Consider the following 21,256-nt stretch of genomic DNA (forward strand, 5'->3'; position numbering starts at 1 on the left):
ACATGGATGTGTCACCTTCCAACTTCCAGCGCCGCCGAGCCTTCATCGGCGCCACTTCCGGCCACTTGATCGAGTGGTACGACTATGGCGTCTACGGCTTCCTGGCCTTGTATATAGGCAAAGCCTTCTTCGTCTCCGACGATCCCACCAGCAGCCTTCTGGCGAGCTTTGCGGCTTTTGCCCTGAGCTTCTTCATCCGGCCCCTGGGCGGCCTGTTCTTCGGCCCCCTGGCCGACAAGATCGGTCGACGCAAGACCCTGATCACGGTGCTGGTGATGATGGCCGGCTCCACCTGCCTGCTGGGCCTGTTGCCGACCTACGCCAGCATCGGCATCGCTGCGCCGGTGATCCTGGTGCTGATCCGCTGTGTGCAGGGCTTCTCCGCCGGTGGCGAGATCGGCACCATCACCAGCTTCATTTCCGAATACGCCGGCCCCGGGCGCCGGGGTTTCGCCACCTGCTGGCTGATGGTCACCGCCGTGCTCGGCCTGCTCCTGGGCGGCGCCGTGGCCAATGGCATGACCTGGGCCCTGGGCGCCGAGCTGATGCAGGAGTGGGGCTGGCGGATCCCGTTCCTGCTCGCCGGTCCCCTGGGCTTCATCTCGCTGTATATCCGCCTGAAGCTGGAAGACAGCCCGGAATTCCTCGCCCTGGTAGAGGCCGGGCAGACCTCCAAGGCGCCGCTGCGCGAGGTCTGGCAGTGGAAGCGCTCGATCGCCCTGGTGTTCTTCATCATTACCCTGCACAGCTCGATCTTCTACCTGGTGCTGACCTTCGCCTCGACCTACATGTCCAACACCCTCAAGTTCGACAGCGGCACCACCTTGCTCTATGTCTTTGTCGCCAGCCTCTCGGCGGCGGTGGTCATGCCCTTCGGTGGCGCCTTCACCGATCGCTACGGGCGCAAGCCGTTCCTGATGGTGATCGGTACCCTGGCGACCCTGGCCATGTACTGGTTCTTCAAGACAGCGCCCAACGCCACCCCGGCCACCCTGTTCTGGCCGCTGATGGCCGTGGCGATCCTGTTCGGGCTCTACGCGTCCTCGACCTACGCGCTGATGAGCGAGTTGCTGCCGACCCGCATCCGCTCCACCGGCATCGCCGTGGCCTACAACATCCCGGTGGCGGTGTTCGGCGGCAGCGCGCCGCTGATTTCCACCTGGCTGATCAAGCTCACTGGCGACATCACCGCGCCCTGGTACTTCTACGTGGCGACCGGAGTCGCGTCACTGCTGGCCCTGGTAGTGCTGCGCAAGGAGGACTTCGTCGCCTGTACCCACGACGCCCGGCCCCAGGGCCGCGGGGCTGCGCAACTCCTGGTCAATCCGCAAGCTTGAGCCCACCTGTCGGCGCCAGCCCCGGCTGGCTGGCGCCACCCGGCCGCGCGTCGCGGCCTGGCGGCCAGAACGTCGGTATGGGGCAGTGGTGGGCAATGGCATCGGGCGGGTCGAACAAGCACATAGCTGCAACGCTCGGTGTCAGCCCGGAAACAGGAAAGTCCCGCGAGCGGCCAGTCAGGACTGGCCGCTTTTGTCTATGGCAGGGGATCCGGTTTATGGATCAAAGGCTGTCCGGGTCGCCAAAAAACATTTTGACTAGGCTCTAGGACAAGATTCTCAGGCAGAGAAATTTCAGATATGCCCCCAGTTTTGCCCCCAGTGCATCAGGTTCGCGAGTGATCGCGAGTGGTGATTTCTGCCAGAGACCAAGATGGATTCGGATGGCTTTCAGTGTATTCCCTTAAGTTAGTATTTAGTTCTTCTGGGAGGCCTCAGTATCCCTCGGTGTCGCGTTGCAGTGTTTTTAAGCTGCAATCCAACGCCTTGGCAGCAGCCTTCCAGCGCTCTTCAGTTGCTTTGGTTCGTAGTGCCAATTCTGCATGGAAATGCTTGGTTTGCTCCTCGCGGCTGCCCGTTCTTTTGAACTCGGCAGTTGATGAGTCATGGGCTGCGCTGGACCACTGCTGAAGAGCCTTATCCAGCCAATGGGCCTCGTTGCCGGGTTCGAACCAGGCCATACACAGCGGCGCAAGGCGCTGCAGGTCGTGTAGGTTGCCGGTCAGGGGGGCTCTGCCATCCGTTTCGCTAGGGCATTTGACCAGGGGGCCGTTACGGGGAGGTCTGCATCTAAACGGCAATCTCCCCAAACTCGTTGCCAGTCTTCATGCAAATCCTCGCGGCAATCGCGCAAGGCTGGCAGCGACACGCAAAGGTGGCTCAGGCGATCACAGAGGTCCTCGTCCAGGCGTTCGCGCAGTTGCCCCATGGGAAGGTTCGAGGCGCAGACCAGCTCACTGATCTCCTTGTCACTGCCGATCTTGGAACACCCGCACCAACTGGCGCTGTACTGGCCGTGGTAGATCCTGGATTTCATCAAGAAATAGAATGCCGCCATCCGTCTGCGCAAGAAGTCCCTTGCGCTCTTGTGCTGCACCCGTAAAGGCCCCTTAGACGTGGCCAGGGGGCCGAATCGTTCTGGCATATCTCGCCACGCAGCACCCGAGCAGAGCACCCAAAGCACGCCATCGAGCATCAGGCGGTCACTCAGGTGAGGCCGCCCCCTGCCATAAATTTCGGTGAATAGATCGACGACGACAGTCCAGGCTTCATCAGAGAGTTTGTAATGCTTTGCCATTACAGAATTTCTTTCCGTTGATAGCGGGCGACTCTACAAAAACTCAGCGTCTGAGGAGCAACGATTGGGTTTCCCGGATTTCGTACAGAGCCTAGTGCGCTCGATGGCGACGATGTCTTCGTGCTCGCAGCAGGCTTCTGCGACGACCTGGTCGCCGTGTCGGTGGGCTGCCAGGCGATGAGAATCAGGCAGCGACCTTTGCCGATGTGGGCGCCAATATGCGGCTACGCCATGTGTGGGGTGCTAGGGGCGAGTGCTCAAATCACTCCGTCCCGACCATATTTTTCAATGATTTGGCCGAACTCTTACCAGTTCGGCTTTTTCATGCTCGGAAATTTACTCCCCACGCATATCTTGGATATTGGTAGCGCTTCGATCTGAGATGGCATATTTGTGTTCGAGTCTCGTCCGCTACGCCATGATGCAGATGGGTTGTCACTTCAGGTGGCGATTACGGGCTCCAAGCGCTGGCGTTATCGTTTTCAATGGCGGGGGAGCAGCAACGGATGCCGTTCGGCACGCACCCTGAGCGTTGCCGGAATATAGGGGGAAGCCTCTTTACCAGGTTATGCATGAGCCGGCTTTCGTACGAGCATTACGACGATGGAGTGAATGAGCTGATTTTTGCGTTGCCCCAGCACGATGTAGCTAGGAAAGTGAGCAGCAGTTCGCTTGTAGGGGACTTTACCGGAGGTAGCAATCTGGATACTGTGTGGGAAATTTGAAACACGGATGTTCCAAGGTGTATTCACATGACTTGGCTTTTTTTGATTCGCGCTATTCAGGGAAAATCTGCTTAAGCCTGAGCCCTCGACTTGGGACCTTCGCCTTAGCCATTTACCACCTGATGAGGGGACGACTGAGTGAGCGTGTGAGGCCTCGTAACCAGACTTCTGTCCCACACGCGATACTGTGGGCATGAAGAAGTTTGATATGGAGTCGTCTGCTCTCAATGGTGGCGATGCTCAGCATTGCAGAGTCGAGACTATTGCCTCTTCAGATCATCTACGGCTGTTAAAAACTCTAAGAAAAATTATTTATGGGATTTATAAGTTGGGGGTGCAAACTTTAATTATTTTTATTTTCGAGTGAGCTATCAATTCACTTCGCCTGTGCAGAAGGTGATGGAAGTGACGAGTATTTTGCCTTGTAAGATAGATTTTTTAGAGGCTTGATAAAGTTTAAGTGGTAATTGAGTGTTCGTGAAGACAAGAGTTAGATAGCGAGTAGGGATGCGTGGAATGGGGACTTTATTAGATTTGGCTAATGCAAGCTTGACGGCAATGACGCCTGAGCAAAGGTTGCAAGCAGCACTTTCAAAATATTTGTGTCAGCACATTATGTACCCACCTTTTCTGGAGCGGAAAAAGACTCTTCCAGATTTAAATTGGAAATCGGTACCTTTTTGTGCGGAATCGCGTGCCAGTATTCCTAGGTTTCGTGGTGTATACGCATTTGCAGTCGCTCTTAATGATAGCAAGTTGCCAACTAATAGCCATATATTGTATGTCGGCAAAGCGGGTGATGTCACCTCTGAGAATACACTTTGGCGGCGTTACTATGACTATATGGTTACGGAGCGGAAGAACGATAGGCCGCGAATACACGAGATGCTTCAGCAATGGCAAGGGCATCTCGTATATCACTATGCAATAATTGATGACTCTATGGGGACAGCAGAAATTGAACGGACGTTACTTGATATACTAGTGCCGCCATATAATCGAGGTGATTTTTCACCGGAGTTAGCTAGTTTGTTAAAAGGAGCAAACATACTATGACTCAGAGGCTGTTGTTACCATGTCTTCGAGGTGCTATCGGTAATTGGGTCACCTATACGTGTCTGATGAGGCTCTCAGATATTAAGGAATTGATTTCATTCGCTGATGATCTTCATAATAATAAAAACTTATCGCAGTTGATTCAGCGTCAGTTGAAGAAAGAGCGGAAGAAAGAGATAGGCGATTATCTTTTAAATGATGCAGAGGCTTTTTTTAACTCTCTAGTTGTTGCTGTTTATGAAGGTGAACCCCGCTGGCATCAGTTTGATAAAATTGGTAGTAATACTCTTGGGATTGAAGATTTTGAAACGCCGGACTATACCTTGGAAAGTATGGGGTATTTGAGTTTAAGTCGTGAAGAAAAAATATTTGCACTAGATGGACAGCATCGACTGGCAGGTATCCAATATGCGCTCGAGAAAGATGAAGATATTGGCAGGCAACAGATATCAGTAATTTTTCTAGCTCACTTTAATGATGCTGCAGGGCTGAAAAGAACCAGGCGATTGTTTACTACGCTAAACAAGAGAGCTAAACCTGTAAATAAAGATGCTATAATTTCGTTGGATGAAGATGATTTATGTGCCTGTGCTACCCGATATTTGGTTGAAGAATCTAGTTTTTTTGGGGGCGACAAATTAAAGTATCAAGCTACAAACAATGTGGGTTATACAGATACTAAAAACCTTACAACAATCGGAAATCTGTACGATTTGATTAAGGTCATTATAAAAGAAGGTTGCGGCCTGTCCCCGAGAGAGATTGATAATTATAGGGGTGGCGAGGAAGAAAAAGAGAAGTATTTCAATCTGGTTGAAAATATTTTTTCTTATATGTTTTCAACTATCTCCTGCTTGGCGGAATTTGATAATGCTAAAAATCATGCCTCTCGCGAACAGGTTGTAGCATTATATCGCAATAGAGAAAACGGTGGCCATTTCTTGTATAGGCCAGCTGGCCTCAAAATTTATCTTCAATCTATGTGCAAGTTTGCTAAGTTGAGTAAGTCCATGGATTTCGAAAGTGCTTGTTTTAAATTTATAGAAAAAACGCAGGATGTTGACCTATGGCTGGAGTCTGACTTTTTAAGAAATAGGGTCTGGGATGCAACGCAGAAGACAATTATGGTGATCAAGGCGGAAGTTCGAAAGTCTATAATAATGTCACTGGCAACTTTTGCGCTAAAAAACTAGTTCTTCAAGTTTGTGCTGTGCCAACTTAGGGGTGTCGAAAATTAAATAAATAGATTATGGCGTATTCCCCACGTCCTGCTCATTCAAAGGCGCATTAACGGCGTTCTCATTGTCGGATGCTAATCGCTAGCACGGAACAACTCTCTTAGGTTTGCGATTGCATCCGCAAAAAACAAACCTAAGAGTTCCTTTTCTAATACGAATTTTGGGTCCAGTAGAGACCTTACGTATCAGGTATTAAGCATGTATTCATGATGGCCTTATTCAACTTTTTATTAATAGAGCCACATCTTTAAGGGCGCGCACATGCCCCATTTTATGCAGGCCTACCTCAATCAGGGAGGCGACATGCCTAACGGGGTCCCAGTCAAAATTGCTTTGATGTGTGAATTGTCTGAGCAGCGCTTCATAAATATCCAAGTGTTCACCAAACAGGGTGGGAGCATTGAACTCCTGTCCTTCTAAATCGGATACGCTGGCATTGCCTAGGCCATTTTCATCGGCCAGCGCAAGGGCGATGGCATATCTACTTAAGATATTAGGCGTTAGCCCTGTTTTGGATTTCAGATATTTAAGTTTTGCGGTCGACGAACTGGATATCTTGAATTTATGCGGAAATGTATTCATGCGTTGCTAGCCCACCGCCAGAAATATCCTTCCTCGGCTTGAGAGGATCGAGTTTTCGGGTTATATACCAAGTGATAAGAGTGAGAGATACTTTCCTCAAGCCCTTCATAGAAAGCAGAATCAATTTCTGTATCCGTTGAGAGAATAATCACCTGGTGACTGGTTTTGGGGAAATAATTTCCCACGAGTTTTTTACGATGAATAGAGTCAAGGCGACCAAGCGGCGTATCGATTACTACTGGAAGGCTTCGACCCGACGTGCGTGCTAATGCCTCTAAAATAGAGATTGCGAAAATCTGTTTTTCCCCTGCTGATAACTCATCCTTACGTAGCGTTAAACCTTCATCGTCAATAAGAACGACCTCGAAGGAATCCGGATCGATCTGAATGCTGAGATGCCGATTTTCTTTGCGAGCGAGCCCATTGAATGACGTGTAGAACTGCGACTCAAGCTCCTTGAGCTTTTCAACTCGTGCACGTACAGAGAATTCTTTTAGAACAACTCTGGCACTTTGTGCGAGCCCGATCAGACGTTCTGCTTCTTGCGACTCAGCAATTTCTGTATAGAGCTCATCTAATTGACATGCTGCGGTTGATAACCGAGTAAGAAGGGTCTTAGCTTCCTCGGTTACCATGGATCTTTGCTCTTCTAGAATAGATAACCGTTCTTGTAGCCGCCCTTGTTCAATGAATAGAGGCATCAGCACTTTTTCTTCTGGTGCTCTAGCGATGTTTTCTCTCGCGGATTCGATTCTGTTATCAATGTCCTGAAGCGTGTTCACTAGGCCAGTAGTGCGTTGCTGGAGTGAACTTACATCGTTCATCAGGCGGTGAGTTATGCTGGAACGCTGGGTGTCCGAGAGTTCATGCACTGTTGATGAACTTTCAACGCTGTTGCCGAGTTCTGAGCCGAATGTTCTAAGAAAAATATCCTGAAGAGCAGGGTGATGCTCTTTGGTGATTTTGAGCTCCGATTCGAGTTCTGTCAGGAAATTACTTTGCTGACGCTCTAGATATTCGGAAAGAATTTTCGTTTTTTCCGTGCGTTGCTCAGCCTCTAATTGCGCAAGAAGTTTTTTGTTCAGATTTCGAGTAATTGCAAATGGTAGTAAGTCACTTAACATTTCATGTAACGTATGCTCTATGATCTTTCTTTCGGCAATCAACGAGTCGAGGTTAGCGGTCTCTTTTTGCTTTGAGGCACTCCAAGCTCCGCCGCGTGCGTTAATGCTTGCCTCAATATTGGCCAAGTTTTTATTAGCCTCGACGGTATTCAAGCGCATAAGGAAAAGCTTTCCGCTTGTTTCTGAAACCTGCTGCTTTATATCATTGTAGGTGCGTTCTGCCTCGGCTATTTTTTGCTTGCGATCTTCGGATGCTTTTTTTACTGAGCGGCCTCTGATAATCACGGATAGATCAGAGTTTAGTCTGTCGATGAGGTCCAAGCCCAAAAGCTTGTTGATCGACTCACGCAAAGTATCCCCAGATGTTTCCTCAGCGAGACTTGCGATTTTTTCGCCGTCAAAGAAGAACAGCTCAGATACGCCAATCGGGATCAACTCGTTAAGAAAAGCTTGTGCCTGATCATATGAAAGCTCGGTCAGATGTTGGCCGTCCCTAAAAATTATAAGGCCTTCTTTGATCTTGCCACCATGATCAACAAACCAATCCCGTGTCAATTGATAGCTCGAGATGATTCCATACTGCGCATAGCGGAAGGTAAGTTCGACAGCCGCCCGTGTAGGTTTGGCAATGCTGTTGTGTGCTCTATGGATGCAGTCACGAAGATATTGGTGATAGTCGACAACTGATGCGCCAGAGCCCAGTACGCCTTTGCCATACAAGGCAAGCTTTAGCGCGCTAAGAATGGTTGTCTTGCCGCCGCCATTTAAACCGCCGAACAAAACGATAGGCGCGTTTTTGCCTCTTTTGATCTTAGGAACTAGATCAAAGTCGTGGGCTCCGCTAAAAACTCGGAAATCTAGTACTGAAAGGGAATCTATAATCATTGCAGCAAGCCATCTAGTTCGGCTTTCAGAGATTCGAAAGCGGTCTTATACGTGTCGTTAACTGTAGGTACGGCGCGACGTTCCAGCGCTTCATCCAGCCCCCCCCAATCTTGCTCCAGGATTTTTTGCAGCTCTTCCAGAATTCCTTTCCGACGTGAGAGGCCAGAGAATGATAATTCGGTATCGATCAGCTTCATGATCAGGACCGCCGGCACGCCGTGCTCCTGCTCCAATGCGTTGAGGATGGCGGCATCGGGCTCAGTGAAGGCGCCGGCGTCATTCTTGATCCACTCAACCGTATCCGCGGGATAAACCTCGGCGTAAATTTTAGGGAGTGAATCAATCCAGTCCGGCTCATTCGGGTCTTTTAGCCATTGCTGACGGATCACTTGCAGCTCATCACGACCGATCAGTTCGATATCACGATCCGTCTCACGAATACCTTTCTCAATTTCCAGAAGCAGCTTCAGCCACTCTTTGCGATATTTCATCCAATACGGGCCAGGCACGTGTTTGGTTGCAGCATTCGTGTCGTCGTCTATAGCCCCTCTCGCGAAGGTCACTTTCCCGGTACGACGTTTGTAGTTACGGTATTCAGTTTTGTTTTCGGGGAGTGAGCTGGCATGCAGCTGGTTGCGGAACTGCAGCAGCGGCAGCATCCAATCCTCGCCGCTGTTTACGAGGCCCTCGATCGCTTTGTCATGAGTCACCACGGTGCACGTCCAGCAGCCGAAGCGTGAGTTGCCACAGGATGGTGTATTGGTGTCGATTACCAGTGGGCACTCGCCAGCGTTGGAGTCTTTGTACAGCTCAAACAACACTCGATTGGAACCACCCCAAGGCCTGGCAGCACTCATGAGATATTCCCAGACATCGTCAGCGTGCCATAGCTCAATGGGCATATAGGTATAGGCATTTGGCAGGGTGGTATGCCGGCCCAAAGCAGATCCATCGATTTTGTGGCGCGTGATCACCTGCGCACGCGTGTTGCTTTCTTCACGTCTCGAGCCGAGCACAACCACGACTTCGCCGAAACGGGCTACCTTGTCTTTGATAAACTCGCTAACTGGATCGATTTTCATCCGCTCTGTGCACCAGCGAAACGCCTTGGTCGGCGCTGGGTAGCCCTTACCTAGGAGGTTGGCCCAGAACGTTTCTCCAATTTTAGGGGTGACAGAATGGGCTGTCATCGGAATCTGATCTTCAACGGCTTGAGCGTTCACCGAATCAAGTACCTGGTGGATCATGTCGACTACTACGGGGGTTTCTACTCGAGTGTCGGAGGAGACGACGTACACGTGCTTGTGGCGTTCCTCAGGCGGCAACATCTTCAGGGCATAGTAGGTGAGCGACAGGATGACGGTAGAGTCCTTGCCGCCGCTGAAACCCACTACCCATGGGCGATTATCGGCCTTGTAGATGCTTTGAAGTTCACGGACAGCATCCGCTAGTGGTCTTCCAGAAATGATCGCTTCTTGAACGAAATCATCGTGCGATGGATAGAGGAATTGATCATTACTCATTATTGAGGAAACCTGTTTTCTAACTCGCGTTCAACCGTGGATAGCAGGACGCCAAGTTTTTTCTTGATAAGACTTGCTGTGAGCGCCACGTTCGTTGTGGCTTTAGAGATCCGGCCGTGAACCATGGCACGACCTTCCCATTCCGGGTTTGCTCGAGACCAATCGATGCTCCGGAGCTGGCTGATGGTATTTTTCCATTCAGACTCTTTGCGGATAATCAGTTCAGCTCCGACAAGTCCCATTGCTTGCAGCATCACGCCGTGGGCGTGAATGTAATTGTCCCGTAATTCGGACGTCGACAGCTCTTTGTTTTTTGCTCTGATCCAATCAGGCATCTGCAAGGACACCTCTTCCCAGAACGATTTTGCGAGCTCCCGCTCATTCTGAGCAATGAGATCGCCTTTCCCTTTTTTCAATAAGACGCGGGAGGCGTTTTTTATAGCGCTGAGGGTGAATAGCTTGGAGCTGCGGGGAGAGAGGCTAGATTTTTCCAGCTCTGTCATCCTGGAGAAAATTTCGACGTTTTTGGCCAGGTACCTGGCCAGATCGGAAATTTGGTCTCGATGATCGTAAAGCGTGCTTATTGAGTTACTCGGTCTTACAGCATGCTTGTTGAGATCAGCAAACATTTGTTGACTACGATTCAGGCCCTCATCAATGAAGAAAAGCACGGGGATGTTGTCGTAGCCAAGTTCTGGATTTTCGCGAATGGCTTGCTCAATGGCTGCCCGACGGTGCTGACCGTCGTTGATCAGAATTTGGGCATCCATTGGTATGGTTAGCGTGCCGATGCTTTGCTCTAGGCCGGTATCGGAAGCAGGATTGAATTGGACTACCCCATCAACTGAAGCGGTGATTGCAGAGAGGGTGTAGTCATCGCGGTTGTCAAGCAAATATGCTGAAATCTCAGGAACCCTAGCCAAGTTCAGCGTGCGCTGTGCGCGCAAATCCGCAGGCACATTTTCCTCGTTAAAAGAGAAGATCTTTGGCACAAGGCGCATCGGGCACATCGCTATGTAGCAAGGCCTACCGGCTTGAATGCCTCTGACGCAGGGGAAGGAGTGAATATAGGTCGTCATGTGTTCGCATGTCTTTTCTCAGCAGGTACGTTATTTTGCATAATCTTAACATACACGCAAGGTGGGATGACGTAATGGCAAAGTTCGGCGGCTAGCTTGTGAGGTGAGCTCAGTAAGCCGGCGGGTTAAGCAGCGGAGCTTGCACGTGGCAGGAGCCTAGTTTATGGGGGGGACGGGAACAGGGGAATCTAGATGGCAGTTGGCCTTCATTTGGATATCGTCGACGCGCGGTGATAAGGCACACCGAGCGTCTCGAGATGGTCGGATAATGGATAAATTTGAGACCTAAATTATAGGCGGCCAAAATAGGGGAGCAGGGAATGGCAATGGAATGTTAAAGGGCCTAAAGGTCAGGCATTACGGACCATTCAGCGTCATTCCGTAAGCCCTGTCATAGACTCTCAGGGTCGCCGAAAAACATTTTGACTGATCTCTAAAACGGTAGTTATAGCCCGAAAAAATCGAATTGTGCCCCCAGTTTTGCCCCCAATTGTACCGACTAGGCTGGTGATCGCGAATGGCGATCTCCGACGGGCTCCAGTACTTGGCCGTGCGGAAGAGGAAATGGGTAATGAGTCGATATCCAAGCGGATAGTCCGGTCAGACCCAGAACCCACCACTTCAATTGACGGCCGAGTAGGCCGGCAGCGAGGACGCTCGGATTGCAATGTGGAGACGATGCCTTAACTTCGCTGGTGATGGCCAGTTGAGCCGTTGAGCAGGTCGCTGATCAGTCATTAGGCAAGTGCAACTGCACGTCCATGGCGTCATGAAGGAGTCGGACGACCTCGATCACTTCGTCATTTGCCACACGATAAAATACGACGTGGCGTGGGCTTTTGACCGTCCCATGGGGGTGTTTGGCCTGCTGGCGTGAATAGATGAGGTGATAGCTGCGAAGGCCCGGTGCAAGCTCATCGCGCTCGTGGCTGCCAATGCGATAAGGCGTGCCGGCAATCGCTTGCAGCGCCGCGAGGATCAGCGCTTGATACCGTTGCCGTGCTTGATCACCGAACTGCGTCTGGGAGAGCCTGAGGATGTCGACAATGTCGGCGCGCGCCGCATTGGAAATCCGATACTGCGACATGTTCAGTGTTTCTCTTTCGTCGGGATCGTTGCCTCCAAGCTCAAGCCCTCGAGGTAGTGCGCCAGATCCCCTTCGTTGAGCTCAGTGACGCGCCCGCGCTCAAGGTCCATGATGCCAATCGAGGTGGCCTGACGCAGGGCCTCAATTTTGGCCGTGTCTTCGGCGACGCGCTGTTCCAATAGCCGCAAACCTTCCCGCATCACTTCGCTAGCATTCTGATAGCGGCCAGACTGCACCAGGTCATGGATAACCTGTTCCTGGTGAGGGGTGAGCACAACGTTTCGCGTCGCCATAATGAGCTCCAGCTTTCGGCAAACAGGTTCTATCGAGCATTGGCATCTTATGCCATTTTGCTGACGGACAATAGTTTGGGATTTGAATCTGACCAACTCTGTCGTACGGGGTGTGAGCGAACGCGGGATCCACTTCGGCTTCCGCGACGACGGATTTCATCTTAACTTTGGCATCAACAAAACCTTAGTCAGCCAAGACGAGAGGGTCGCCGCAGCGGCTGACGACACTCAAGCATTGTTCCTGAATGGCTTCGGCATATCCAACCAGCTGTTCCGCTTTCCTTGGATCTGCTGTTGGCGCTGATGCGGAATTGCCCTACCTGCTGGGGCAAGACTGCCCCAGCATGGATAGGTAGATACCCAGCACAGACAGCCGTAACCTTGAAGGCTGCTTGGGTCAGCGTTTTTTCGGCAGATGGGTCAATTCTTCATCAGCGCCAACACCTTAAGCGGGGCGGTGTGGTTAGCCACATCGCGGCGTGCACTGCGGGCAATGTCGCGGGCTTCCTTCAGGCCGATATCGGGGTAAGCGCCGATGGAGAAGCGGTTCTCCTTGCCGTGCAGCCGATACTTCAAGCGCCAGAACTTGGAGGGAGCTTTGCCGGCCTTGCTTGACGCCCTGACCTCCAGGTAGAGACCAGGGACTTCGCCGTCAGCGTGTTTGCCGGGTTCGGTCAGCGAGCGGATAAAGGCATCGCTGAGTTTTCGTTTGAAAACAACCGCATTATCTGGGGGCATCGGTGGGGGCATCCTTTTTAAGGAACCGAAATTTGCCCCCAATTATGCCCCCACGAGTCATGGAATCCATTAGATCTAGACAGACGGCAACGGACTAAAATTACGCATAAGCCACTGTTATAAAACATTTTTATGGAATTCACTGGAATTCTATTACAAGCTATCGGGGTCCCCAAAAAACATCTGAATCCGCGAGCGCAACCAGCGTTCGCCCGGGTCGTTGTCCTGGGAGCCGCGCCAGGCCATGTGCAGTTCGAAGGTGCGTACCGGCAGGGGCGGGTCTTCGGCGCGTACGCCGCCGGCGGCGGTCAGGGCTTCGGCGGTGTAGTCCGGCACGGTGGCGATGATGTCGGTGCCGGTGAGCAGGGTGCTCAGGCCGTTGAACTGCGGCACCGCGAGCACCACGTGACGCTTGCGCCCGAGTTTTTCCAGCTCTTCATCGATAAACCCACTGAGGTCGCCGGCGAACGACACCAGGGCGTGGGGGCGGGCGCAGAAGTCGTCGAGGCTCAGGGCGCCGGGCATGCTGTCGGCCCGCAGCAGCTTGGGCAGGCTGCGACGCAGCACCTTGCGCTTGGCGTTGGCCGGCAGGTCCTGGGTGTAGCTGACGCCAATGGATATTTCGCCGGAGGCCAGCAGGGCCGGCATCAGCAGGTAGTTGGCGCGGCGCACCACCAGCACGATCCCCGGCGCTTCGGCGCGCAGACGCTTGAGCAGCATCGGCAGCAGGGCGAATTCGACGTCGTCGGACAGGCCGATGCGGAACACTGCGGTACTGGTCGCCGGGTCGAATTCGGCGGCGCGGCTGACCGCGGTGGAGATCGAGTCGAGGGCGGGCGAGAGCAGGGCGAAGATTTCCACCGCCCGGGCTGACGGCTCCATGCTGCGCCCGGTGCGCACGAACAGCGGGTCGTCGAACAGGCTGCGCAGGCGCGACAGCGCCGCACTGATGGCCGGCTGGCCGAGGAAGAGTTTCTCCGCCGCCCGGGTCACGCTGCGTTCATGCATTAATGTTTCGAACACGATCAACAGGTTCAGGTCGACACGACGCAGGTCATTACGATTCATCTTGAGTCCTGGCAGAGTCAGCAAACTTGACGAGAGCGACCATATGAGAACAATGGCCGGCATGAATCTTACGGGGAAAGGCTGCTACTCTGCACCGGCTAATTGTTTTTTCCTGTAAGGAAGCCTGCGCTCTGGCACGCTGTTTATCGTTGTTGCAGGTGCCGCGGAATCAATGACAGGCATGTCGACTATTAATAGCCACTGATGGTCTTGGCCAGAAAGCCCAGATAGAGTTCAGGGCATTAGAGGTTACTTTGACGAGGTTTGCGATGTCCCGCACGATCCGTTTTCACAAGTTTGGTCCGGCCGAGGTGCTCAAGTGCGAAGAGCATGCGGCCGCTCTGCCTGCGCCAGGCGAAGTGCAGGTGCGTGTCGAAGCGATCGGCATCAGTTGGTACGACGTGCTCTGGCGCCAGAACCTGGCGTCCTCCCATGCCCGCCTGCCTTCCGGCCTTGGCCATGAGATGGCCGGCGTGGTGACTGCGGTCGGCGAAGGCGTCGACGACCTGGCCGTGGGCGACAAGGTGGCCAGCTTCCCGGCCGAAAGCCCGAACGATTATCCGGTCTACGGCGAGCTGATTGTCCTGCCACGCTCGGCGCTGACCCGCTATCCCGATGTGCTCAGCCCGACCGAAGCCGCGGTGCATTACACGCCGCTGCTGGTGGCCTACTTCGCTTATGTCGACCTGGCGCGGGTCAAGCCCGGGCAGTTCGCCCTGGTCACCGATGCCAGCCACTGCGCCGGTCCGTCCTTTGTCCAGCTGGGCAAGGCACTTGGCGTGCGGGTGATTGCCGCGACCAAGACCGCTGAAGAGCGTGAGTACCTGCTGTCCCTGGGTGCCGAGAAAGTCATCGTCACCGAAGAGCAGGACCTGCTCATGCAGATCAACAAGTACACCGACAACCGTGGTGTCGACGTGGTGTTCGATGGCCTGGGCGGTCCGCAGATGTCGATGCTCGGCGACGTCCTGGCGCCGCGCGGCAGCCTGGTGCTGTATGGCCTGCAAGGCGGCAACCAGACACCGTTCCCGGCCTGCGCGGCGTTCCAGAAGAACATCCAGTTCTTCGTGCACTGCATCGGCAACTTCACCGGCAAGCCCGAGCTGGGCATCATCCAGGACCAGGTGGCCTTGCAGCGCGCCTTGCGCGACATCAACCAGCTGACGGCGGACCGTGTGCTGCTGCCGCTGAAGACCCGGGTCTTCCCGTTCAACGAGTTCGTCGAAGCCCACCGCTACATGGACGAGTGTCCTTGTCGCGAACGGGTCGCACTGCAGGTCGAACCGGCCTGATCCTGACGCCAGGGTTCGCCATCGCGCACTCTGGCGTTTCTGTCTTTGCGGTCACTCCCTTCTTTATTCCTGCCTCGATCCTGAGAGGCTCGCGCGCAGCTGCCGACCATGGTCTGTATCAAGCTGGCCATAGCTGCCTATTGTGCGAGCCGCCACGGATAGATCCCGTCGCGTTGCGGTCAAACTGCCAGTAAACTGCGCAGCACTCACCGAACCATCCATTTCCCGAGGTTTTGCATGACACTCAGTCCTTTTGCGGGCAAACCGGCACCGACAGAATTGCTGGTCGATCTTCCGCGACTGGTAACGGCCTACTACACCGGCCAGCCCGATGCCGCCATCTCTACCCAGCGGGTCGCCTTCGGCACCTCGGGGCATCGTGGCAGCTCGTTCGATCTGAGTTTCAACGAATGGCACGTCCTGGCCATCAGCCAGGCGATCTGCCTGTATCGCCAGGCCCAGGGCATCGATGGCCCGCTGTTTGTCGGCATTGACACTCACGCGCTGTCCACCCCGGCCGGCGCCAGCGCCCTGGAAGTGCTGGCCGCCAACGGCGTGACCGTGATGATCGCCGCGGGCGACGAGTACACCCCGACGCCGGCGGTGTCCCACGCGATTCTCTGCTACAACCGTGGTCGCACCAGCGGCCTGGCCGACGGCATCGTGATCACCCCGTCGCACAACCCGCCACAAAGCGGTGGCTACAAGTACAACCCTACCAACGGCGGCCCGGCCGACACCCACATCACCAAGTGGATCGAAGCCAAGGCCAACGAACTGCTGGCCAACAAGCTGGCCGGCGTGAAGCGCATCAGCTACGAGCAGGCGCTGAAAGCCGACACCACCCATCGTCATGATTACGTCAACACCTATGTCGCCGACCTGATCAACGTCATCGACCTGGACGCCATCCGCAACGCCAAGCTGCGCCTGGGCGTCGATCCGCTGGGCGGAGCAGGGGTGCGCTACTGGTCGGCGATTGCCGAGCACTATCGCCTCGACCTGGAAGTGGTCAACAAGGAAGTCGATGCGACTTTCCGTTTCATGTCCGTCGACTGGGATGGCCAGATCCGCATGGACCCGTCGTCCAGCTATGCGATGCAGGGCCTGATCGGCCTGAAGAATCGTTTCGACGTGGCCTTCGGCTGCGACCCGGACCACGATCGCCACGGCATCGTGACTCCGACTGGCGGCCTGCTGGCGCCGAACAATTACCTGGCGGTGGCCATCGACTACCTGTTCCAGAACCGCCCGCAATGGCGCGCCGACGCGGCCGTGGGCAAGACCGTGGTCAGCAGCGGCCTGATCGACCGTGTGGCCGCGCGCCTGGGCCGTCGCCTGTACGAAGTGCCGGTGGGCTTCAAATGGTTCGCCGACGGCCTGTTCGATGGCTCCCTGGGCTTTGGCGGTGAAGAGAGCGCCGGGGCTTCGTTCCTGCGCAAGGACGGCGGGGTCTGGAGCACCGACAAGGATGGCCTGATCCCGGCCTTGCTGGCCGCGGAAATGACCGCCCGCACCGGTCGCGACCCGAACCAGGCCTACCGCGCCTTGTGTGACGAGTTGGGCGAGCCGTTCTCGGTGCGCGTCGATGCCAAGGCCAATCCGCAGCAGAAGGCGCTGCTGAGCAAGCTGTCGCCGCAGCAGGTGACTTCGACCCAGCTGGCCGGCGAAAGCATCCAGCAGATCCTCAGCCATGCGCCGGGTAACGACCAGGCGATCGGCGGCCTCAAGGTCATGACCGAGAACGGCTGGTTCGCCGCGCGTCCATCGGGCACCGAAGACATCTACAAGATCTACGCCGAGAGCTTTATCGGCGACGAGCACCTGAAGCAGCTGGTGCAGGAAGCGCAGACCCTGGTGGACGGCGCGATCAGCGGTTGATCCAGCGGCGTTTCGCGGCAGACAAAAAAGGGGCGACCAAGCGGTCGCCCCTTTTTATTGCTGCTGTGTCTTGTAGGCGCGAGGTTTGCCCGCGATGGCTGCCGTTTGGGCGACAACGATCTTCAGCTAGTACGGAAAGGGCGGCTTTGCCGCCCATCGCGAGCAAGCTTCGCTCCTACAGAAGCCGACCGTTTCTTCGCTGTCTCAAGCCAGGTCCACCAGGACGATTTCGCTGTCCTCGAGGGCGGTGACCCGCAGCAGGCGTTCATCTTCGACCGCGACACCGTCTCGAGCTTCGGCGCGCAAGCCATTGACTTCAATCACCCCGGTCGCCGGCACCAGGTAGGCCCGGCGGCCCTGGTCCAGAGAGTACTCGGCAGACTCGCCGGCCTTCAGGTTGGCGGCCACCAGCCGCGCATCGGCACGGATCCGCAGGCTCTGGTCATCGCCTTGCTTGCCGCTGGCCAGGGTCACGAAACCCTCGCGCTGGCCTTTGGGGAACGGCTTGGCGCCCCAGGACGGCGCGGAGCCGGCCTCGTTGGGGATGATCCAGATCTGGAAGATCTTGGTTGCGCCGGCTTCCAGGTTGTATTCGCTGTGGGCGATCCCGGTGCCGGCGCTCATCACCTGCACGTCGCCAGCCTCGGTACGGCCCTTGTTGCCCAGGTTGTCCTGGTGGGTAATGGCGCCTTCACGGACGTAGGTGATGATCTCCATGTCGCGGTGCGGGTGTTGCGGGAAACCGCTGCCGGGGGCGATCACGTCGTCGTTCCACACGCGCAGGTTGCCCCAGTTCATGCGTTTGGGGTCGTAGTACTCGGCGAACGAAAAGTGGTGGTGGGCATCCAACCAGCCATGATGGGCGCCGCCCAGGGATTTGAAGGGTCTGAGTTCAAGCATGATCGTCTCCTGTCAGGGTTCGTCATGGGGCGTCTTGGTGGAGCCGCAGAACGAGACCGGTGGGTTGATGGCGCTCATCATCCATCAGCCAAACATCGATAAAAAGCGCAAAAAATGCCGTAATCCGATCTAATAAATAGATATATTTGGCAGTGTTTCTTCTGCTTTCATACATTCAGTTCGGATCTTAAGTGAATGACCTGTAAGCATTTCACTAGAAGTCATCGACGAATGAAGCGACCATACCGCCCCACACAGCCTCACACCCTGGAGTCAGCGTGCCGCAACACACCCCCGATCTTCCTCCCGAACTCTTGCCCCTGGCCGAAATGCCGCTGCTCAAGCGCTTGGCGGCCAGGTTCTTCGGTCACGGCCTCAGCCGCCTGCGCGCCCAGCATCGCGCGTCCTGGTTGCACGGCCAGGCGGATGGCTTTCGCAGCGGGCACACCGCCGGGGTGGAGTACGGTTACCAGGAGGGCAAGGCCGAAGGCCTGGAGCAGGGCCGTCAGGTATTGCTGATTCGCGACAGCCGCTCCACCGAGCATCCGGCCCCTGGCGTCGACGATCATCTGTTCGACGACTGGCGCCTGCCGCTGAGCGCCGAGCTGAAGAAACGCATCAAGGCCGACGTTGGCCGCCTGCTGCCGGCCCATGCCCAGCCCAGCAGCGCGCAATGGAAGATGATCTTCAGCGAAACCCCGTCGACCTCGGTGATTGCCGGCGCGGGCGCGGGCAAGTCGACCTCTCTGGTCCTGCGCATCCTGCTGCTCAATCATTACCTGGGCTTCGAGCTCGACTCGATGACCGTGGTGACCTTCACCCGCGAGTCGCGCAAGGACTTCATCAACAAGTTGATGGAGGTGTTCGCGCTCTGGGGCCGGCCCCTGGGACTCAAGGAGGCGCGGGAACTGGTGCGCACCTTCCACTCGCGCATCCTGCCGATGGTCCGCAGCCTGCCGGGCTTCGAGCGCCTGCAGGCGTTCGAGAACCTCAGCGATCGCCCGGCGGCGGGGGATCTGGAGGTCGACAGCAATCCCTTCGACCTGCGGATCAACGACGCCCAGCGCAAGCACCTGAATGCCTGTTATCACGCCTTGCACCGGCGCGACGGGCGTTTCCGCGAGGCGATCAAGCCGTTGCTGCGCCACGCCCTGCAACTCAAGGAACTGGAACGCGATCACCCGGACGTGCAGAAACGCATGGCCGTGACCGAACTGGCGGCCAAGCGCGACGAAGAGCTGTGCGACACCCTCGAAGACCTGTGGTTTCGCGCCGGGGCCTGGCCGATCAAGGGCATCGAGCCGAACCGGCAGACGGTGGAGATCAACGGCTCGCAGTTCCACTGCCATGGCTACATCGCCGAGCTGGATGCCTGGGTGGTGCTGGGGTTCGATCCTCGGGAAAACCCGCAGCTGAGTCGCCCCGGATCGAAGCTTTCGGTACGTGCGGAGTGGGCGGTAAAACGCACCCTGTTTCAAGCTTTCTGTCGTAAGCCTACGATTTGGTTAGATAGTTACGATTCGGCAAAGCGAGTTTTGTCGTCCCTGGCCGGCGACGCCACTGCCGGGCCGGGCTTCGATTACAAGGTCAAGGGCGAGCTGGCTTCGGCGCCGCTGCTGGACTGTTTTGTCGCCGCGGCCGGGTTTATCGAGAACCTCGGGCTGGATGTGTCGGTGGCCGTAGGCCAGATGGTTTTCCCCCAGGACGACCCGGATCGCTACTTCTTCGAGGCCTTGAGCCTGTTCTGGCGGGCGCTGGACGACCATCTGCTCGACCAGTCGCCGCCGATCATGAGCTACAACCGCATGTTCTCGCTGTTCGGCGAGAACACCCCGGAGAACTTCAAGCTGCTCAGCGATGAGCGGCTGCGGCCGATGTCGCACCTGATGATCGACGAATTCCAGGACGTCTCGCCGCAGATCGTCTCGTGGATTCGCGCCAGCCTGCGCGAGATCCGCAGTCGCGGGCCGGCGATGCATGTCGGGCGTGGGGCGCAGCGCTCGTCGTTGCTCTGCGTGGGGGACGACTGGCAGTCGATCTACGGCTGGCGTGGCAGTTCGCCGAAGTACTTCATGGAGTTCAACAAGGAATTCCCGTCGCCAGCGACCAGCCGGGTGATGCTCAGCGAGAACTATCGCAGCCATCAGCACATCATCGACGCGGCGGAACATATCGTCCGCGCGGCGCCGGCGATTGCCGGGAAGAAGGCCAAGGCCAGCGGCGAGCCCAAGGAAGTGTTGCCGGTGAATGTGCTGGACCGCGACGACCAGGGGCTGGCGGCGCGGCTGGCGGAGCACTATCGCAACGGTGATTCAATCTTGATGCTGTTTCGAAAAAGTAGCGATAAGTTATTGATAGAAGAACATATTTTACCAATAGTTAATGTTGATTCTAGGTTGCCGACGGAAGAGCGACGCCTCAAACAGCTGACCTACCACAGCTCCAAGGGCTTGCAGGCGGATGCTGTGTTCCTGCTCGGTGACTGCCAGCACCTGACCAGTTCGCCCTACAAGAACCAGGTCTATCGCATGGCCGGCCTGGGCAAGGATGGCGACAGCGAGCCCTACGACAATGCGCAGAAGGACGAGACCCTGCGCCTGGCCTATGTCGGCATCACCCGGGCGGTGAAACATTGCTACTGGTATGTGGACAGCCCGGACACCCAGGCGGCCAATGCGCCCAAGGCGTCGGACCGGATTCCCCAGGGCAAGCCGTTCTTCGCCGACCTGCGGGCATGAAAAAGCCCGCGCAACGGCGGGCTTGAGGACAACCTGGGGCGGCTCAAGAAAAGGAGCGGCCCTAGGCTTTCAAGGCGAGTGGCGGCATGAAGGCCTCCAGCTCGTCTTCCACCGCCTCGATTATTCGTTCGACATCGGTGGCGTTCATCACGGTGGCGCAGGGGATGCCGGCAATGGCGATCATGGTCTCGCCGCTGGCACGATCGAAGAGCCGGGCGATCATGCTGCCGGGCGCATCCATGCTGGCCTCGAAGCCCATGGGGTGAAAATGCCAGCGCATCAGCTGGCAGGCGTTGGGAAAGGTGACTTTGCTGGCGGAGACTCTATTCATGGATTGCCCACCTTGTTCATTGAGCGCTTCCTTGTGCTCGCGGTAGGTATGGAAGGACCGTCAATGGACCAACCGTGGAGCT

General features: G+C 55.7%; 17 protein-coding genes and 2 pseudogenes. 7 read left to right on the plus strand and 12 right to left on the minus strand.

The window, feature by feature from the left end; all coding sequences use genetic code 11:
- The first annotated feature begins 2 nt into the window (after positions 1-2).
- The gene (locus tag PVZ78_RS24080; protein WP_273829372.1) at positions 3-1,337 is read left to right on the plus strand and encodes an MFS transporter; all 1,335 of its coding nucleotides are present in this window, start codon (positions 3-5) and stop codon (positions 1,335-1,337) included.
- A gap of 434 nt (positions 1,338-1,771) precedes the next feature.
- On the opposite strand, the gene PVZ78_RS24085 is transcribed toward PVZ78_RS24080, so the two are convergent.
- Both PVZ78_RS24085 and PVZ78_RS24090 read right to left on the minus strand, forming a co-directional pair.
- The gene (locus PVZ78_RS24085; RefSeq protein WP_273829373.1) at positions 1,772-2,017 is read right to left on the minus strand and encodes a hypothetical protein; all 246 of its coding nucleotides are present in this window, start codon (positions 2,015-2,017) and stop codon (positions 1,772-1,774) included.
- 434 nt (positions 2,018-2,451) lie between these two features.
- Positions 2,452-2,634: pseudogene (locus PVZ78_RS24090) on the minus strand (transposase); the annotation flags it as partial.
- Positions 2,635-3,875: 1,241 nt separating this feature from the next.
- On the opposite strand from PVZ78_RS24090, the gene PVZ78_RS24095 reads away from it, so the two are divergent.
- Both PVZ78_RS24095 and PVZ78_RS24100 read left to right on the plus strand, forming a co-directional pair.
- A complete protein-coding gene (locus PVZ78_RS24095; protein ID WP_273829374.1) occupies positions 3,876-4,415 on the plus strand; it encodes a hypothetical protein in 540 nt (179 codons plus the stop codon).
- On the plus strand, positions 4,412-5,608 hold the full coding sequence (locus tag PVZ78_RS24100; protein ID WP_273829375.1) for a DGQHR domain-containing protein: 1,197 nt from the start codon (positions 4,412-4,414) through the stop codon (positions 5,606-5,608). Before PVZ78_RS24095 ends, PVZ78_RS24100 begins: the two co-directional genes overlap by 4 nt.
- A gap of 264 nt (positions 5,609-5,872) precedes the next feature.
- On the opposite strand, the gene PVZ78_RS24105 is transcribed toward PVZ78_RS24100, so the two are convergent.
- The 6 genes from PVZ78_RS24105 to PVZ78_RS24130 form a co-directional block, all read right to left on the minus strand.
- Positions 5,873-6,235 carry a DndE family protein gene (locus PVZ78_RS24105; RefSeq protein ID WP_273829376.1) on the minus strand — a complete coding sequence of 121 codons (363 nt, stop codon included), beginning with the start codon at positions 6,233-6,235 and terminating at the stop codon, positions 5,873-5,875.
- Entirely contained in the window at positions 6,232-8,244 is a 2,013-nt protein-coding gene (gene dndD, locus PVZ78_RS24110) for a DNA sulfur modification protein DndD (protein ID WP_273829377.1), read from the minus strand. The genes PVZ78_RS24105 and dndD overlap by 4 nt, the downstream gene beginning before the upstream one ends.
- Positions 8,241-9,767 (minus strand): DNA phosphorothioation system sulfurtransferase DndC, encoded by a 1,527-nt coding sequence (gene dndC, locus PVZ78_RS24115; protein ID WP_273829378.1) that lies wholly within the window; start codon positions 9,765-9,767, stop codon positions 8,241-8,243. The genes dndD and dndC overlap by 4 nt, the downstream gene beginning before the upstream one ends.
- Positions 9,767-10,846 carry a DNA sulfur modification protein DndB gene (dndB, locus tag PVZ78_RS24120; RefSeq protein WP_273829379.1) on the minus strand — a complete coding sequence of 360 codons (1,080 nt, stop codon included), beginning with the start codon at positions 10,844-10,846 and terminating at the stop codon, positions 9,767-9,769. Before dndB ends, dndC begins: the two co-directional genes overlap by 1 nt.
- Before the next feature lie 730 nt (positions 10,847-11,576).
- On the minus strand, positions 11,577-11,933 hold the full coding sequence (locus tag PVZ78_RS24125) for a type II toxin-antitoxin system RelE/ParE family toxin (RefSeq protein WP_273829380.1): 357 nt from the start codon (positions 11,931-11,933) through the stop codon (positions 11,577-11,579).
- A gap of 2 nt (positions 11,934-11,935) precedes the next feature.
- On the minus strand, positions 11,936-12,226 hold the full coding sequence (locus PVZ78_RS24130; RefSeq protein ID WP_273829381.1) for a type II toxin-antitoxin system ParD family antitoxin: 291 nt from the start codon (positions 12,224-12,226) through the stop codon (positions 11,936-11,938).
- An 82-nt stretch (positions 12,227-12,308) separates the two neighbouring features.
- Here PVZ78_RS24130 and PVZ78_RS24135 point away from each other — a divergent pair, with 82 nt between their 5' ends.
- Positions 12,309-12,530 (plus strand): hypothetical protein, encoded by a 222-nt coding sequence (locus PVZ78_RS24135; protein ID WP_273829382.1) that lies wholly within the window; start codon positions 12,309-12,311, stop codon positions 12,528-12,530.
- 140 nt (positions 12,531-12,670) lie between these two features.
- Here the strand turns inward: PVZ78_RS24135 and PVZ78_RS24140 are convergent.
- Positions 12,671-12,964: pseudogene (locus PVZ78_RS24140) on the minus strand (Arm DNA-binding domain-containing protein); the annotation flags it as partial.
- Positions 12,965-13,117: 153 nt separating this feature from the next.
- A complete protein-coding gene (locus PVZ78_RS24145; protein ID WP_273829383.1) occupies positions 13,118-14,032 on the minus strand; it encodes a LysR family transcriptional regulator in 915 nt (304 codons plus the stop codon).
- Between the two features lie 269 nt (positions 14,033-14,301).
- Here PVZ78_RS24145 and PVZ78_RS24150 point away from each other — a divergent pair, with 269 nt between their 5' ends.
- Together PVZ78_RS24150 and pgm are read left to right on the plus strand one after the other, a co-directional pair.
- Positions 14,302-15,324: a zinc-dependent alcohol dehydrogenase family protein gene (locus PVZ78_RS24150; RefSeq protein ID WP_016703842.1), complete on the plus strand. Its 1,023-nt coding sequence runs from the start codon at positions 14,302-14,304 to the stop codon at positions 15,322-15,324.
- A gap of 237 nt (positions 15,325-15,561) precedes the next feature.
- On the plus strand, positions 15,562-17,205 hold the full coding sequence (pgm, locus tag PVZ78_RS24155; protein ID WP_016703843.1) for a phosphoglucomutase (alpha-D-glucose-1,6-bisphosphate-dependent): 1,644 nt from the start codon (positions 15,562-15,564) through the stop codon (positions 17,203-17,205).
- A gap of 204 nt (positions 17,206-17,409) precedes the next feature.
- Here the strand turns inward: pgm and PVZ78_RS24160 are convergent, their stop codons facing one another.
- A complete protein-coding gene (locus PVZ78_RS24160) occupies positions 17,410-18,105 on the minus strand; it encodes a pirin family protein (protein WP_124313657.1) in 696 nt (231 codons plus the stop codon).
- A gap of 278 nt (positions 18,106-18,383) precedes the next feature.
- Between PVZ78_RS24160 and PVZ78_RS24165 the strand changes: the two genes are divergently transcribed.
- Positions 18,384-20,843, plus strand: a complete 2,460-nt coding sequence (locus PVZ78_RS24165) for a UvrD-helicase domain-containing protein (protein ID WP_273829384.1) — start codon at positions 18,384-18,386, stop codon at positions 20,841-20,843.
- Between the two features lie 61 nt (positions 20,844-20,904).
- On the opposite strand, the gene PVZ78_RS24170 is transcribed toward PVZ78_RS24165, so the two are convergent.
- Positions 20,905-21,174: a DUF1652 domain-containing protein gene (locus tag PVZ78_RS24170; RefSeq protein WP_007924808.1), complete on the minus strand. Its 270-nt coding sequence runs from the start codon at positions 21,172-21,174 to the stop codon at positions 20,905-20,907.
- Between the last annotated feature and the right edge of the window lie 82 nt (positions 21,175-21,256).

Origin of the sequence: Pseudomonas sp. SBT1-2, from assembly GCF_028640875.1 — a bacterium.
In the GTDB taxonomy this organism is placed as follows: Bacteria; Pseudomonadota; Gammaproteobacteria; order Pseudomonadales; family Pseudomonadaceae; genus Aquipseudomonas; species Aquipseudomonas chlororaphis_I.

Excerpts from the sequence above, each read along its gene's own strand:
- dndC (WP_273829378.1), bottom strand. The coding sequence starts at position 9,767 with ATGAGTAATGATCAATTCCTCTATCCATCGCACGATGATTTCGTTCAA.
- PVZ78_RS24150 (WP_016703842.1), top strand. The coding sequence starts at position 14,302 with ATGTCCCGCACGATCCGTTTTCACAAGTTTGGTCCGGCCGAGGTGCTC.
- PVZ78_RS24105 (WP_273829376.1), bottom strand. The coding sequence starts at position 6,235 with ATGAATACATTTCCGCATAAATTCAAGATATCCAGTTCGTCGACCGCA.
- PVZ78_RS24160 (WP_124313657.1), bottom strand. The coding sequence starts at position 18,105 with ATGCTTGAACTCAGACCCTTCAAATCCCTGGGCGGCGCCCATCATGGC.
- dndD (WP_273829377.1), bottom strand. The coding sequence starts at position 8,244 with ATGATTATAGATTCCCTTTCAGTACTAGATTTCCGAGTTTTTAGCGGA.
- PVZ78_RS24095 (WP_273829374.1), top strand. The coding sequence starts at position 3,876 with ATGGGGACTTTATTAGATTTGGCTAATGCAAGCTTGACGGCAATGACG.
- PVZ78_RS24145 (WP_273829383.1), bottom strand. The coding sequence starts at position 14,032 with ATGAATCGTAATGACCTGCGTCGTGTCGACCTGAACCTGTTGATCGTG.
- dndB (WP_273829379.1), bottom strand. The coding sequence starts at position 10,846 with ATGACGACCTATATTCACTCCTTCCCCTGCGTCAGAGGCATTCAAGCC.
- PVZ78_RS24100 (WP_273829375.1), top strand. The coding sequence starts at position 4,412 with ATGACTCAGAGGCTGTTGTTACCATGTCTTCGAGGTGCTATCGGTAAT.
- PVZ78_RS24085 (WP_273829373.1), bottom strand. The coding sequence starts at position 2,017 with ATGGCCTGGTTCGAACCCGGCAACGAGGCCCATTGGCTGGATAAGGCT.
- PVZ78_RS24170 (WP_007924808.1), bottom strand. The coding sequence starts at position 21,174 with ATGAATAGAGTCTCCGCCAGCAAAGTCACCTTTCCCAACGCCTGCCAG.
- PVZ78_RS24130 (WP_273829381.1), bottom strand. The coding sequence starts at position 12,226 with ATGGCGACGCGAAACGTTGTGCTCACCCCTCACCAGGAACAGGTTATC.
- PVZ78_RS24080 (WP_273829372.1), top strand. The coding sequence starts at position 3 with ATGGATGTGTCACCTTCCAACTTCCAGCGCCGCCGAGCCTTCATCGGC.
- pgm (WP_016703843.1), top strand. The coding sequence starts at position 15,562 with ATGACACTCAGTCCTTTTGCGGGCAAACCGGCACCGACAGAATTGCTG.
- PVZ78_RS24125 (WP_273829380.1), bottom strand. The coding sequence starts at position 11,933 with ATGTCGCAGTATCGGATTTCCAATGCGGCGCGCGCCGACATTGTCGAC.